Source organism: Pseudomonas helmanticensis (assembly GCF_900182985.1).
Taxonomy (GTDB): domain Bacteria; phylum Pseudomonadota; class Gammaproteobacteria; order Pseudomonadales; family Pseudomonadaceae; genus Aquipseudomonas; species Aquipseudomonas helmanticensis.
This window is the reverse complement of the sequence record NZ_FXUY01000002.1, coordinates 395,436-408,538: the sequence shown is the minus strand read 5'-3', so window position 1 is coordinate 408,538 and position 13,103 is coordinate 395,436. Positions and strand designations below refer to the sequence as shown.

General features: G+C 59.5%; 13 protein-coding genes and 2 pseudogenes. 3 read left to right on the top strand and 12 right to left on the bottom strand.

All coding sequences use genetic code 11. The annotated features are described in order from the left end of the window. Positions 1-24: 24 nt before the first annotated feature. Complete coding sequence (locus QOL84_RS24565; RefSeq protein WP_283438884.1) at positions 25-330, bottom strand: hypothetical protein; 306 nt, start codon at positions 328-330, stop codon at positions 25-27. Between the two features lie 317 nt (positions 331-647). On the opposite strand from QOL84_RS24565, the gene yegS reads away from it, so the two are divergent. Then, complete coding sequence (yegS, locus tag QOL84_RS24560) at positions 648-1,565, top strand: lipid kinase YegS (protein WP_283438883.1); 918 nt, start codon at positions 648-650, stop codon at positions 1,563-1,565. On the opposite strand, the gene QOL84_RS24555 is transcribed toward yegS, so the two are convergent. The 3 genes from QOL84_RS24555 to QOL84_RS24545 all read right to left on the bottom strand — a co-directional run bounded on the left by QOL84_RS24555 (position 1,549) and on the right by QOL84_RS24545 (position 4,022). Beyond that, complete coding sequence (locus QOL84_RS24555) at positions 1,549-2,208, bottom strand: response regulator (protein ID WP_283438882.1); 660 nt, start codon at positions 2,206-2,208, stop codon at positions 1,549-1,551. The two genes, yegS and QOL84_RS24555, sit on opposite strands and share 17 nt — an antisense overlap. Continuing rightward, complete coding sequence (locus QOL84_RS24550) at positions 2,205-3,098, bottom strand: sensor histidine kinase (protein WP_129396158.1); 894 nt, start codon at positions 3,096-3,098, stop codon at positions 2,205-2,207. Before QOL84_RS24550 ends, QOL84_RS24555 begins: the two co-directional genes overlap by 4 nt. A gap of 453 nt (positions 3,099-3,551) precedes the next feature. Next, the gene (locus QOL84_RS24545; RefSeq protein ID WP_283438881.1) at positions 3,552-4,022 is read right to left on the bottom strand and encodes a hypothetical protein; all 471 of its coding nucleotides are present in this window, start codon (positions 4,020-4,022) and stop codon (positions 3,552-3,554) included. Positions 4,023-4,476: 454 nt separating this feature from the next. Between QOL84_RS24545 and QOL84_RS24540 the strand changes: the two genes are divergently transcribed. Both QOL84_RS24540 and QOL84_RS24535 read left to right on the top strand, forming a co-directional pair. Beyond that, entirely contained in the window at positions 4,477-5,412 is a 936-nt protein-coding gene (locus QOL84_RS24540) for a chemotaxis protein CheV (RefSeq protein WP_007908676.1), read from the top strand. A gap of 168 nt (positions 5,413-5,580) precedes the next feature. Beyond that, a complete protein-coding gene (locus QOL84_RS24535; RefSeq protein WP_283438880.1) occupies positions 5,581-6,387 on the top strand; it encodes an MOSC domain-containing protein in 807 nt (268 codons plus the stop codon). Between the two features lie 71 nt (positions 6,388-6,458). Here QOL84_RS24535 and ppnP read toward each other — a convergent pair whose 3' ends face one another. From ppnP to atuC, 8 genes and pseudogenes are all read right to left on the bottom strand, one after another. Next, positions 6,459-6,743 (bottom strand): pyrimidine/purine nucleoside phosphorylase, encoded by a 285-nt coding sequence (ppnP, locus tag QOL84_RS24530; RefSeq protein ID WP_007940055.1) that lies wholly within the window; start codon positions 6,741-6,743, stop codon positions 6,459-6,461. 70 nt (positions 6,744-6,813) lie between these two features. Beyond that, positions 6,814-7,356: a 3'-5' exonuclease gene (locus QOL84_RS24525; RefSeq protein WP_129394872.1), complete on the bottom strand. Its 543-nt coding sequence runs from the start codon at positions 7,354-7,356 to the stop codon at positions 6,814-6,816. A 70-nt stretch (positions 7,357-7,426) separates the two neighbouring features. Beyond that, positions 7,427-7,630, bottom strand: coding sequence for a biotin/lipoyl-containing protein (locus QOL84_RS29660; protein ID WP_488168967.1), 204 nt, complete (start codon positions 7,628-7,630; stop codon positions 7,427-7,429). Positions 7,631-7,735: 105 nt separating this feature from the next. Beyond that, positions 7,736-7,948 (bottom strand): annotated as a pseudogene (locus tag QOL84_RS29655) (3-methylcrotonyl-CoA carboxylase); the annotation flags it as partial. Next, positions 7,921-9,388, bottom strand: a pseudogene (locus tag QOL84_RS24520) (acetyl-CoA carboxylase biotin carboxylase subunit); the annotation flags it as partial. The pseudogenes QOL84_RS29655 and QOL84_RS24520, both read right to left, overlap by 28 nt. Before the next feature lie 112 nt (positions 9,389-9,500). After that, positions 9,501-10,298, bottom strand: coding sequence for an enoyl-CoA hydratase/isomerase family protein (locus QOL84_RS24515; protein WP_283438878.1), 798 nt, complete (start codon positions 10,296-10,298; stop codon positions 9,501-9,503). Further along, a complete protein-coding gene (atuD, locus tag QOL84_RS24510; protein ID WP_129394869.1) occupies positions 10,295-11,452 on the bottom strand; it encodes a citronellyl-CoA dehydrogenase in 1,158 nt (385 codons plus the stop codon). The genes QOL84_RS24515 and atuD overlap by 4 nt, the downstream gene beginning before the upstream one ends. A gap of 31 nt (positions 11,453-11,483) precedes the next feature. Next, positions 11,484-13,100 carry a geranyl-CoA carboxylase subunit beta gene (gene atuC, locus QOL84_RS24505; RefSeq protein ID WP_283438877.1) on the bottom strand — a complete coding sequence of 539 codons (1,617 nt, stop codon included), beginning with the start codon at positions 13,098-13,100 and terminating at the stop codon, positions 11,484-11,486. Positions 13,101-13,103 lie beyond the last annotated feature (3 nt).

Below are 13,103 nucleotides of genomic sequence, written 5' to 3'. Positions count from 1 at the left end.
AACCGGCGCCAGCACTCCGGACATTCAGCCCACGAGCGTCACCAACTGATCAAAACGGCTGTTGGCCACCCAGCCCAGCAGACCCAATACCACTGCGGTTGCCCCTGCCGCATAGGCAAGACGATGCTTGATCGATTTGACGTCACCTCTGACTTCGTCCATGTCGCGTCGAATGTACTTGAGATGGGTTTCAAGCTCGGCAAATCGAGGTTCCATAGCGAAGTCTCCAGTGGTTTTGGCGCGGTCTTTGGTATCGGTTTTATGCAGCAGGTGACAGTCACTGACGGGTACGGTCTGACTCACTGGTTTTCTGGCATCAACGCTTTGCATGAGCGCATCCGCCTTCTGCTTCGAGTTGACGTTGGCAACGGATGTCGCCCGATTGATTGTCGATAGTCGTGAAGGTGTATCCACTCATTACATGCACATCCTTGTGTATTGTTGGGTTGCAGATTGATAGCGCCGACACACGGTGGACTAGACACAAAGCCTGGTCAATTAAGCCGTTTCCGCATTTTTTGTAAGAATAAATACCACCCTGTAGGACGCCACGGCCAGACGCTTGAATTAATTGCGATTCCAGCGACTTTTTTGTGCGCTTCGAGGGTCGGATATCTCATGACCCAACCATTGTCGGAGTGACTGTTATGAGTGAGCGAAGGGCGCTATTGATTCTGCATGGCAAGCAGGCACTCAACGAGTCGGTACGTGCCGCCGTCGAGGCCAAGCGCGAGAAAGGCTGGGAGCTGGCGGTTCGACTGACCTGGGAAGCCGGCGATGCGCAACGTCTGGTGACGGAGGCGCTGGAGGCGGGGTACACGCAAATTATTGCCGGCGGCGGTGATGGCACCTTGCGCGACATCGCCGAAGCCCTTGCGCAACAACCCCATAAGGCCAGCCTTGTGCTATTGCCGCTGGGCACGGCCAACGATTTTTCTCGTGCGGCGGGTATCCCGCTGGAGCCGGCCGAGGCGCTTGAACTGCTTGATACACCGCCATCGGCTATCGATCTGGGCGAAGTGGGCGGGCAGATCTTCCTTAATATGGCCACGGGCGGTTTCGGCAGTCAGGTCACCGCCAACACCTCGGAAGACCTGAAAAAGGTCTTGGGTGGCGCTGCCTACCTGTTCACCGGATTGTCGCGATTCAGTGAGCTGCACGCCGCCCATGGTGAGCTGCAAGGGCCGGATTTCCATTGGCGTGGCGACCTGCTGGCGTTGGGCATCGGTAACGGTCGCCAGGCCGGTGGCGGGCACGTGCTGTGTCCGCAGGCGTTGGTCGATGACGGGATGCTCGATATCAGTATCCTGCCCGCGCCACAGGAGTTGGTCGGGACATTGAAGAACCTGCTGAGCGACGGCTTCGGCATCGACAACATGTTCGTCCGCACTCGCTTGCCGTGGGTCGAGATCAAGGTGGCCGAGGGGCTTTATATCAATCTTGACGGCGAACCGCTGGAGGGCGACAGCATGCGCTTTGAAGCGCGTCCGGCGGCGTTGCGGGTGCATTTGCCCAAGGGTTCACCGCTGTTGGGCGGCAAACCGTCGGTCAATCATCAAGGCTGATGATCTGCTCGCGCACGGCGAACAGCACCAGGCCCGCCACATCGTAGATTTGCAGGCGTTTCATGATCTGCGAGCGGTGGGTCTCGACAGTCTTGATGCTCAGACCGAGGCCGTTGGCAATTTCCCGGGTGGATTTGCCGCGCACGATCAGCCGGAGAATTTCCAGCTGACGCGCCGTCAGATTATGCGAGTCGGCCACTTCCGGTTGCTGCTTCTGATTCCGGGTCAACGCCTGGGTGATCACCGTGTGGGCGATCGCCGGACTCAAATAACGCTCGCCGTTGCGCAAGGCTTCCAGCGCGTGTTCGAGTTCGGTGGCAGTGGTGTCCTTCAGAAGATAACCGTGGGCGCCGGACTCCAGCGCCTGCATGATCAGCGCAGGGTCGGTGTGCATCGACAGAATCAGCACTTTGCTTTGCGGGCGCACGCGTTTGAGCCGTTGCAGGGCTTCGAGGCCGCCGGTTTCCTTCATGGAAATATCCAGAAGCACGATGTCGGGACGCAACTGCTCGACCATTTCGAGCAGTTGCGAGCCGTCATTGGCTTCGCCGATTACTGCGTAACCGGGAATATCCAATACCAGAGCGCGAACGCCGGCCCTGATCAGCGAGTGGTCATCCACCAGAAGTAAGTTACAAGTCAACGCATAACCTTATTCGTACTGGCCCGCTCGAGTGCCCGGGGCGCCCAGGGGAAAAGTGCTTCGATCCGAGTGCCATTGCCAGGCTCACTGGTGACGCTCAGCGTGCCACCCAATTGCTCGATACGTTCGGCCATCCCGGCCATGCCCCGTTGTCCTTCTCGTCCCGGATTGGCGGCTGGCGCAAATCCCTGGCCATCATCGGTGATCATCAGCGTCAGTCCCTGAGGCAGTCGCTGCACGCGTATCAGCAGATTTTTCGCCTGGGCGTGACGCAGGATATTGGTCACGGCTTCCTGCGCGATACGAAACGCGGCAACCGCCATTTCTTCAGGAATACCGTTGAGGCGCTGCTGGCAATCGAGGCTCCAGTGCACCGGGGTGTTGGCCAGTGTCTTGAGCAGGTGCGCGCGCAGGCTGGCCTCCAGGCCAAGGCTGGTCAATTGGCGCGGGTTAAGGATCGCCGAAACATCGCGCACCTTGTTGAGGGTTTCTTCCAGCGTGTCGCAAAGCGTTGTGCAGTGCTCTTGCAAATCTTCCGGCAGCCGCCGCTTGAGCCATTCGCTTTGCAGTTTGGCGGCGGTCAGCAACTGGCCAATGTCGTCGTGCAATTCGCGGCTGAGGCGATGGCGCTCGTTTTCCTGGACTTCGAGCAAGCGATCAGCGAGTTCCTGCGGCTGAAACTTTATCGATTTGCGCGACAGCCGATATTGCACCCATACACAAGCCGTGGCCGCGATGTTGAGCGACAGCAACCCGAAGTAAAGTGGCAGGGAAAAACCATAGGTCAGCAGACTGCCCAGTGCCGCGAGCACACACAATATGAGGGTGAACCGGCGGGCATTTTCCCGGGAGGGTGGCCATGTAGAGATTGACTTGAGGCTGGCGTACATAACGGATGGAGCCAATGGATGTTCGCTGCGGGTAGACCTGCCGAAGGCTGACGGGTCTCTGTCTGGAAATGCTGACAAATATATTATTGATTTCAACAGGCTTCAGTGAGCGGTATTGACCGTCAACTTCGCTGGATGTCGATCTCTGAAGTCACTGTGCCATTAAATTGAAAGCAACTAACGGTCGGCATAATACCACTTAAGATACCGTTGGTCGCGTTTGCCATATATGTCCAATGAGTCAGGAAATACGACATGTTGGACGTAAGTTCCATAATGGAAAAAGTCAGTTTATCGAGTTCGATAGATATCGTTACGTGTCCGAAGTTGGGTTGCCTGGACACAGGAAAACCCTGAGGCCTGCTGGAAAATATCCGCTCTGATCAGGTGGGTTATTTAATGGGTCTTGTCGCTGGCAGGTATGAACATTTCAATTACGACATGCACGTTCGGTCAGGCCTGTCGCTCTGAATAGGACATAAGTGACAAAGGCTGTGACGCGGGTACCGGTTGAAAGCGAGTCTGGCCGACCTGGAAGGCGAAGGCCTCGAGCAACGAGGTCTGTTCACTGTCATCCAGGCTCAATTGCCCGGTGTTCTGATCAACCAGTTCGAGCTGCCAGGCCATCAGCGTGAAGCAGTCTTTCAAGGCCGCGAGCGCCTGTTCGTGCAGGTCGACATGATCCTGCGCGAGGTTGAGCAAGCCGTAAATGTGCAGGGAAAACTCGGAAACAGCTTCCAGGGCCAAAGCCTGGGCTCTGCCCGCGAGCTTGAGGAGGGTAGTAAGCATGCAATCGATGGCATCTTTGTCGTTGCTGATCAATTGCAGGTGGCTGAGGCACTCTTCGGACTTGGCCAGCAGCGTTTCCGCCTCGACAAGAAATTCGGGGAACCGCTGGGCCCACTCTTTACGGTCGATTGGCATGCTTATCTCCACCACGTCATGTCTGATGAGGGAATGCCGTGTGTGTCGACGATCATGAACCGTCGCGAGATCGCGCCCCGGTGCGCAGGTGCACAAGTTCGGGGTTTCAAGAGGATGTGTTTCCACTGAACTGCGATCGCACACAATAGCCTGACTCCGTTCATGCAATGAGAATGGCGTCACATTAATGGCTATTGGATATCGCGAATATCAGGTTGGGCCTGATTGTGGGTAGGGGAATCCCCTAGACGCGGGAACCTGGGACGCAAACCGAGGTCGCGCCGCAAGGACTGTAGCAGATGAAATCACGGGGGCCAGTAAACCATGATGTTAATGTGACATCAATGGTCGGATGTGGCATTTTGCTATGCGAATTTAGCAGTCATCAAGATTCGCCGCACGCAGCCGATAAACCCTCTTAGTGAAATCAACAGAACAAGCCCAGGAGTCATTGATGGCCGGCATTCTCGACACGGTAGACCAACGCACGCAACTGGTGGGTGAGAATCGCCTGGAAATTCTCATGTTTCGACTGGCCGGGCGCCAATTGTTCGCGATCAACGTGTTCAAGGTGCAGGAAGTGCTGCAGTTGCCGAAACTGACCCTGATGCCTCAGCGGCACCCGTTTGTCTGTGGCGTGGTCAATCTGCGCGGGCAGACGTTGCCGGTGATCGACCTGTCCCAGGCGATCGGCATGCGCCCGCTGGTGCCGGGGCCGAACAGCACGATCATCGTCACCGAATACAACCGCTCGGTGCAGGCTTTCCTGGTCGGTGGTGTGGATCGCATCGTCAACATGAACTGGGAAGCCATTCTGCCGCCGCCAACCAGCGCTGGCCGTCAGCACTACCTGACCGCGATCAGCAAGGTTGACGATCAACTGGTGGAAATCATCGACGTCGAAAAAGTTCTCGCCGAGATCGTTCCGTACAACGCCAAAGTCTCCCGCGAAAAGCTCGAAGATCCAGTGCTGGAGCGTGCCCGTGGCCGCGAAGTGCTGTTGGTGGACGATTCCAATGTGGCGCTTTCGCAATTGCGCGACACCCTTGGCCAGCTCGGGGTAAAAATGCACATTGCCAGCGACGGCCTGAAGGCGTTGAACATGCTCAAGGCCTGGGCCGACACCGGCGTGAACATGACCGACAAGCTGCTGATGATCTTCACCGACGCGGAAATGCCGGAAATGGACGGTTACCGTCTGACCACCGAAATTCGCAATGATCCGCGTCTGCGCGGCCTGTATGTGGTGCTGCATACCTCGCTGTCCGGCAGCTTCAACGACTCGATGGTGAAGAAGGTCGGTTGCGACAATTTCCTCTCCAAGTTCCAGCCGGACAAACTGGTCGACGTGGTGCGCCAGCGCCTGATGCTCGACGAAGTCCCGGCCTGATCACACACCCTGTGCAGGAGTGAGCCTGCTCGCGATAGCGGGGTGTCAGCCCCGAGTCATTGCTTGCTACACCGCTATCGCGAGCGGGCTCACTCCTACAGTCTTTGCTCTTTGATTCCCTGAACCAGCTCGTATAGGGTGGCGTCTTTATCCTCCAGGGAGCTGGCCATGCTGCGTCTGAGCGCGCTTTATCGTTACCCGTTGAAATCCGGCAAAGTCGATGTGCTGCAAAGCGTCGATCTCGACAAGCTGGGGCTTGATGGCGACCGACGCTGGATGCTCGTGGACGAAGCCAGCGGCCGCTTCCTGACCCAGCGCGCTGAAGCGAAAATGAGCCAGTTGTCGGCCCTGTGGAATGCTCAGGGTGGGCTGACCCTCCGCGCTCCTGAACAGTCTGCCATCGACATTGCCTTGCCCGGCGATGACGCCGAACTGCGCGGCGTGACCATTTGGCGTGACACCCTGCGCGTGCCGGACGCTGGTGATGAGGCGGCGCGTTGGGTCAGTGACTTCATCGGTAAACCGACCCGCCTGGTACAGGTGCCGCTGGATCGCGCGCGCTCCACGCAGTCAGGTTTCGGCAAGGACGATGATCAGGTTGCGTTCGCCGACGGCTTTCCGCTGCTGCTGATCGGCGAGGCGTCGCTGCAGGACCTTGCGCAAAAGGTCGGGCGACCTTTGGAAATGCTGCGTTTCCGACCGAATCTGGTGATCGAAGGCAGCGAGGCTTACGCCGAAGATGGCTGGAAGCGTATTCGCATTGGCGATGTCGAGTTCCGCATCGTCAAATCCTGCTCGCGCTGCATTCTCACCACCATTGATCCGCAAACCGGCGAGCGCAGTGCTGACCGCGAGCCGCTGGCGACGCTGCAGAAGTACCGTGCTCAGGCAGATGGTGCGATGTTCGGTCAGAACCTGGTGAATGACAGTAATGGCCGACTTGAAGTGGGCATGTCGGTGGAAGTGCTCGAGTAAACGTCGCTGCCATAAAAAATGCCCGTGTCTTTACGCCACGGGCATTTTTTTGCGCTGTGGAACCCGCGGGTTTAGCCGCGGTATTCGCACAGGTAAGCGGTGTCGACCGCGACTTTCAGCTGGAACTTGCTGTTGGCCGGAACGTTGAACTGGCTGCCGGCGGCGAAGGTTTCCCAGTCGCTGCTGTCCGGCAGTTTGACTGTCAGTGCGCCCGACACCACGTGCATGATTTCACGTTGGCTGGTGCCGAATTCGTATTCGCCCGGGGCCATGACGCCGATGGTCGCAGGGCCTTCAGCAGTGCCAAAGGCGATCGACTTGACGGTGCCGTCGAAGTACTCGTTGACTTTAAACATGGGCGATTCCTCGAAAAGGGCTAAAAAGGGGGCGGCCAGTATGCACAAGGCTTTTGGCGCCGTCACGCGCCTAAAGTGGCAGAACCAGTGGCAGTAACCGCGCCGTATTGCGCGCATCCTCCAGCGCCCGGTGTTGCTGACCGCTGAACTGCATCCCGGCGAGTTGCAACGCGCCGTTCAGCCCCAACGGTCGCTCCAGGCGTCGGGCCTTGGCGAAGCGCTGCTTGAGATTCATGTGCGCCACTTTGCTCAAACCGCTGTCGATGTGCAGGCGTTGCCATTCCTGCAACAACTGCTTGCGATCATAATCGCCCCAACTGGCCCAGCCTTCGAGGCGGCTCTGATGCTGGGCGAGCCAACGCTCGAACGCCGGCCAGACCTCACTCAACGGCTGCGCCGAATCGATATTGGCCTGGGTGATGTGCGTGAGTTCACGACAAAACGGTGTCAGCAATGGGCGCCGCGTCGGTTTGACGAAGCGTTGAAAGTGATCCTGCTCGCGCCCGGCACGATCGACCAGCGTCGCGCCGATCTCGATTATTTCCATTTCCGTGACCGGCCAGCCACCCTCGTCGGTGGTGGCTTCCAGATCTATGACCAGCCAATGTGGCATCGCAGGGTTCCTGATTTCCGCGTCCTGATTATTCAGAGCGTAGTCAAACCCAGCGCTTGTGTGTGGGTGACTACTCGACCTGCAACAGAACCTGACGATTTTTTACCTGATCGCCAACCTTGACCTGCACCCGCTTGAGCACGCCATCGATGCCGGCCTTGAGCGGGTGCTCCATTTTCATTGCCTCCAGTACCACCAGCAACTGACCTTTGCTGACCGGGCTGCCTTCGCTGACCAGCACGTCGACGATGGCACCGTCCATTGGTGCTTTCAAGGTGCCGGAACTGACGCTGGTCTGACTGCTGATGATGGCGTGAGTTCGGTCCTCCAGCCGCAAGTTGCCAGGATGGGTGAACAGCCACAGCTGCTCGCCTTCGATACGGTAGGCGTGACGCTGGCGCAGGCCGTCGATTTCGAGTGTCACCGCGTGAGGGCTGCAGTCGATGATCCGCACTTCGAAACATTGTTCTGCCACCTGCACCTGAACGTTGCCATCGGCGCGCGCGAGCAGTTGCAAGGGCCAATTCTGTTCCTCCAGTCCCAGGCGATAATGCAGCGCAACACTGGCGTTATTGCGCCATCCGTTCAATGCGGGCCGATGCATCTGGGCGCCGGTCTGGTAGAACAATATGGCCGCCACGGTCAGCGCCTCGGCACTTGGCACGTGCGCCTGCAAGCAGGGATGCTCGCTGAAGTGTTGCGCGATGAACGCTGTACTGAATTCGCCACTGACGAACTGCGGATGCTGCAACAAGCTGACCAACAGACGCTGATTGCTTTGTACACCCAGCAACACCGTGTCCTGCACCGCGCGCAGGAGTTTGCGCCGCGCCTCCTCGCGGGTCGCGCCATGGGCAATCAGTTTGCCCAGCATCGGGTCGTAGAACGGGCTGACAGCCTGACCTTCAAGCAAGCCATGGTCGATGCGCACACCATGCTGCTGCGCGGGTTCCCAGGCTTGTATGCGGCCGGTTTGCGGGAGGAAACCTGCCGCCGGATCTTCAGCGTAAAGGCGTACCTCCATCGCATGGCCACTGAGCTGCACTTGATCTTGCGTCAGTGGCAACGGCTGCCCTTCGGCCACCAGCAGTTGCCAGGCGACCAGATCCAGCCCGGTGATCAGTTCAGTCACCGGGTGTTCGACCTGCAGGCGGGTATTCATCTCCAGAAAGTAGAACTGTCCACGCGCATCGAGCAGAAACTCCACGGTGCCGGCGCCCACGTAGTTCACTGCGCGCCCGGCCTGCAACGCCGCTTCGCCCATCGCCTGGCGCAGTTCGGCAGTCATCACCGGGCAGGGCGCTTCTTCAATGACTTTCTGGTGGCGGCGCTGGATCGAGCAATCGCGTTCGCCGAGGTAAATCAGATTGCCGTGTTGATCGCCGAACAGTTGCACTTCAACGTGGCGCGGTTCGATCAATGCTTGTTCGAGAATCAATTCGTCGCTGCCAAAACCGTTCAGGGCTTCGGAGCGCGCAGTGCGAAGTTGCGCGGGCAACTCGGATGCGTCGTGCACCAGGCGCATGCCGCGTCCACCACCGCCGGCGCTGGCCTTGATCATCAGCGGATAACCGATGCGTGCGGCTTCGCGCAGCAGGGTTGCGTCGTCCTGTTCGGCGCCTTGATAGCCGGCGATGCACGGCACGCCTGCGTCGAGCATGGCTATTTTCGACAGGCGTTTGCTGCCCATCAGTTCGATGGCTGCAGCGCTGGGGCCGATGAACGTCAGGCCGGACTGTTGGCAGGCGCGGGCGAACCCGGCGTTTTCCGAGAGAAAGCCGTAACCGGGATGGATCGCGTCGGCACCGCTGCGGCGGGCGGCATCGAGGATTGCCGGGATGTTCAGGTAGGACTCTTGCACGGGCGCCGGGCCGATGTGCACGGCTTGATCAGCCATTTTTACGTGCAGGGCATCGGCGTCGGCGTCGCTGTAGACGGCGACGGTTCGGTAGCCGAGAGCCTGAGCGGTGCGCTGGATGCGGCAGGCGATTTCACCGCGGTTGGCGATCAGGATTTTTTGCAGGGTGGGCATGGTGGGTTTCCTGAGGTTTTGGCGGTGGATGTGGAGGCCTCATCGCGAGCAGGCTCACTCCTACAGGGGAAACGCATTCCAACTGTAGGAGCGGGCTTGCTCGCGAAGTTTTTCAGGTGGCCCACCGCGGTTTGCGTTTTTGCACAAAAGCCATCGTGCCCTCGATTCCTTCGTCCCCCGTTACCGCTTCGCTGAACCATCGAGCCGCTTCATCGAGCAATTCACTCGACGGCTGCCCGGCACTCGCCAACAACAACTTCTTGGTCATCGCATTCGCCTCCGGCGCACAACACAGCACATGTTGCAGCACCTCATCGAGGCGCTCGGCCAATGCCTGCGCATCCTGCTCGACAAAATGCACCAGGCCCAGACGCCGCGCCTGGTGACCATCGAAACGCGCAGCGGTGAGCGCCAGCCGGCGGGTCTCGGTCAGGCCGATGCGCTGCACGACAAACGGCGCGATCTGCGCCGGCAACAGGCCAAGACTGGTTTCCGGCAAACCGAATTGCGCCTGATGATCGGCGATGGCGATGTCGCTGACACACGCCAGACCGAAGCCGCCACCGAGCACGGCGCCCTGCAACAGCGTGATCAATACTTGCGGCGCGTGCTGCGCTTCTTCGAGCAAGGCGCCGAACGCGCGATTCAACTCTCGGTAGGCGTCGGCGCCCTGCGCGCGCGCATTGGCCATGTCCTTGATGTCACCACCCGCGCAGAAATGCCCGCCGGCGCCGCTGAGGACCAAGGCGCGAACCGCGCGATCATCACGTACTGCCGCGAACACCGCGCGCAATTCGGCGACCATTTGCAGGCTCATCGCATTGCGGCTGTCCGGGCGGTTGAGGGTGATGTGCAACACGCCGCCATGCGTTTCCAGCAGTAGCGTCTGGCAATCGGGCAGGTTGCTCATTTCTTTTTCCCCGGCAGAATGCCCATCAGTTTGCAGATGATCCCCAGCATGATTTCGTCGGCACCGCCGCCAATCGACACCAGACGCACATCGCGATAGGCGCGGGCCACCGGGTTGTCCCACATGAAACCCATGCCGCCCCAATATTGCAGGCAGCTGTCGCTGACTTCGCGGCCGAGGCGCCCGGCCTTGAGCTTGGCCATCGACGCCAGGCGCGTGACGTCCTGACCCTTCACATACTGCTCGGTCGCCTGATAGACCAGCGCGCGCAGGCATTCGATTTCGGTCTGTAATTCGGCGAGGCGGAAGTGGATAACCTGGTTGTCGATCAGCGCATTGCCGAAGGTCTTGCGCTCCTTGCAGTACTCGATGGTGCTGTCGACGCAATATTCCAGGCCCTTGATCATGTTCGCCGCGCCGAACAGGCGTTCCTCCTGAAACTGCAACATCTGCATCATGAACCCGGCGCCTTCGTGGCCGATGCGATTGCGCTGCGGCACGCGCACGTCGTCGAAAAACACCTGGGCAGTTTCCGAGCTGCGCATGCCGAGTTTGTCCAGGTGCGAGCTGAGGCTGATCCCCGCTGTGTTCATCGGCACCATGATCAGCGACTTGTTGATGTGCGGTTTGTCGTCCGAAGTGTTCGCCAGCAGGCAGATGAAGTCGGCGCTCGGCGAGTTGGTGATCCACATCTTGCTGCCGTTGATCACGTAGTCGTCACCGTCCTTGCGCGCAGTGGTTTTCAGCCCGGCGACGTCGGAGCCGGCACCGACTTCGGAAACGCCGATGCAGCCGACCTGCTCGCCGGTGATGGCCGGGCGCAGGAATTCGTCGCGCAATTCATCGGAGCCAAAGCGGGCGAGGGCGGGGGTGCACATGTCGGTCTGTACGCCGATCGACATCGGAATGCCGCCGCAATGAATGGTGCCGAACTCTTCGGCGGCGACAATCGAATAGCTGTAATCGAGGCCCATGCCGCCGAATTTTTCCGGTTTGGAAATGCCCAGCAAACCGAGATCGCCGGCCTTGCGGAAAATCTCGTGGATCGGAAAGCGGCCGGCCTTTTCCCATTCGTCGACGTGCGGATTGATCTCGTGCTCGACGAACTGGCGGACGGTACGGCGCAAGGCTTCGTGTTCCGGGGTGAAGATCATTTTTTATTGTTCTCCGTAGGATCCGTGGCGGTCAGAACCGGCTGACGCCGAAGCTGTTGGGTTGCAGCGTGCGAATGTCGGCTTCGTGGCAGATGTCCAGCAAATAGCCGAGCAGGGTGCGCGTGTCGCGTGGATCGATCAGCCCGTCATCCCACAGATTGGCGCTGCCGTAGAGCGCGGTGGACTGGCTGTCGAGTTTCTGCGCGGTGACCTGTTCGAGCATGTCGAGCATTTTCGGGTCCGGCACCAGGCCGTCCTTGAGTTGTTTGGCCTCGGTAACGATGCGCAAAACCTTGCCGGCCTGCGCGCCGCCCATCACCGCCGTGCGGCTGTTTGGCCAGGCAAAGATAAAGCGCGGATCGAGTCCGCGTCCGCACATCGCATAGTTGCCGGCACCGTAGGAACCGCCGACGACGATGGTCAGTTTAGGCACCCGCGCATTCGCCACCGCCTGAATCAATTTCGAACCGTGTTTGATCACGCCTTGTTGCTCGGATTCGGTGCCGACCATGAAGCCAGTGGTGTTGTGGAAAAACAGCAGCGGCGTCTGGCTTTGATCGCACAGTTGAATGAACTGCGCTGCCTTGCTCGCGCCGTTCGGGGTGATCGGTCCGTTGTTGCCGATGAAACCGCAGGCCCGACCCTGGATCTTCAATTGGCCGCAGATGGTTTGCTGATCGAACTCGCCCTTGAATTCGAGAAAGCACGATTCATCGGCAATACGCGCGATGATTTCGCGCACGTCGTAAGGCTTTTTCGGATCGTCAGGGATCAAGCCGAGCAGTTCTTCGATCGGGTAGAGCGGCTCTTTGTATTGCGGCTCCGGCAGCCATGGCAGTTGCTCGTTCCACGGCAGCATGCGGAGGATTTCACGCACCTGGCGCACGCCATCGGCATCGTTTTCCGCCAGGTATTCAGCCGTGCCGGCGACCTGCGCGTGCATCTCGGCGCCACCGAGTTCTTCATCGGTGGCGACTTCGCCGGTCGCCGCTTTGAGCAGCGGCGGTCCGGCGAGAAACAGCTTGGCCTTGCCGCGCACCACCACCACGTAATCCGACAGGCCTGGCTGATAGGCGCCGCCGGCCGTGGCCGAGCCATGGACCACGGTGATCTGCGGCAAACCCAGTGCCGACATGCGCGCCTGATTGGCAAAACTGCGCGCGCCTTCGACGAAAATCTCGGCGGCGTAATTGAGGTTGGCGCCGCCGCTTTCGGCGAGGGTGATCACCGGCAGTTTGTTTTCCTGGGCGATCTGTTGCAGGCGCAGGGATTTTTTCAGACCACTCGGCGAGATCGTGCCGCCCTTGATCGCACTGTTATTCGCCACGACCATTGCACGGATACCGGAGACATAACCGATGCCGGCGATCAGTCCGCCACCGGCCGCGCTGCCGTCCTTGTCGTCATGCAGCTTGTAACCGGCGAGGCTGGCCAGTTCCAGAAACGGTGCGCCGGGATCGAGCAGCAGGTTCAAGCGTTCGCGCGGGAGCAATTGCCCGCGTTTGTCGAACTTCTCCTTCGCTTCGGCCGCTTTGTTCAGCAGGTTTTGTTCGAGCTGCTGCACTTGCTCGATGGCCGCAAGCATCGCCGCCCGATTACCGGCGAAGGCCTCACTGTGCGGGTCGAGTTGGGACTGGATCTGCGGCATGGC

Bases quoted from the DNA above. Each gene is read 5' to 3' on its own strand.
- QOL84_RS24565 (WP_283438884.1), bottom strand. From the start codon at position 330: ATGCAAAGCGTTGATGCCAGAAAACCAGTGAGTCAGACCGTACCCGTC.
- yegS (WP_283438883.1), top strand. From the start codon at position 648: ATGAGTGAGCGAAGGGCGCTATTGATTCTGCATGGCAAGCAGGCACTC.
- QOL84_RS24550 (WP_129396158.1), bottom strand. From the start codon at position 3,098: ATGTACGCCAGCCTCAAGTCAATCTCTACATGGCCACCCTCCCGGGAA.
- QOL84_RS24545 (WP_283438881.1), bottom strand. From the start codon at position 4,022: ATGCCAATCGACCGTAAAGAGTGGGCCCAGCGGTTCCCCGAATTTCTT.
- QOL84_RS24540 (WP_007908676.1), top strand. From the start codon at position 4,477: ATGGCCGGCATTCTCGACACGGTAGACCAACGCACGCAACTGGTGGGT.
- QOL84_RS24535 (WP_283438880.1), top strand. From the start codon at position 5,581: ATGCTGCGTCTGAGCGCGCTTTATCGTTACCCGTTGAAATCCGGCAAA.
- ppnP (WP_007940055.1), bottom strand. From the start codon at position 6,743: ATGTTTAAAGTCAACGAGTACTTCGACGGCACCGTCAAGTCGATCGCC.
- QOL84_RS24525 (WP_129394872.1), bottom strand. From the start codon at position 7,356: ATGCCACATTGGCTGGTCATAGATCTGGAAGCCACCACCGACGAGGGT.
- QOL84_RS24515 (WP_283438878.1), bottom strand. From the start codon at position 10,298: ATGAGCAACCTGCCCGATTGCCAGACGCTACTGCTGGAAACGCATGGC.
- atuD (WP_129394869.1), bottom strand. From the start codon at position 11,452: ATGATCTTCACCCCGGAACACGAAGCCTTGCGCCGTACCGTCCGCCAG.
- atuC (WP_283438877.1), bottom strand. From the start codon at position 13,100: ATGCCGCAGATCCAGTCCCAACTCGACCCGCACAGTGAGGCCTTCGCC.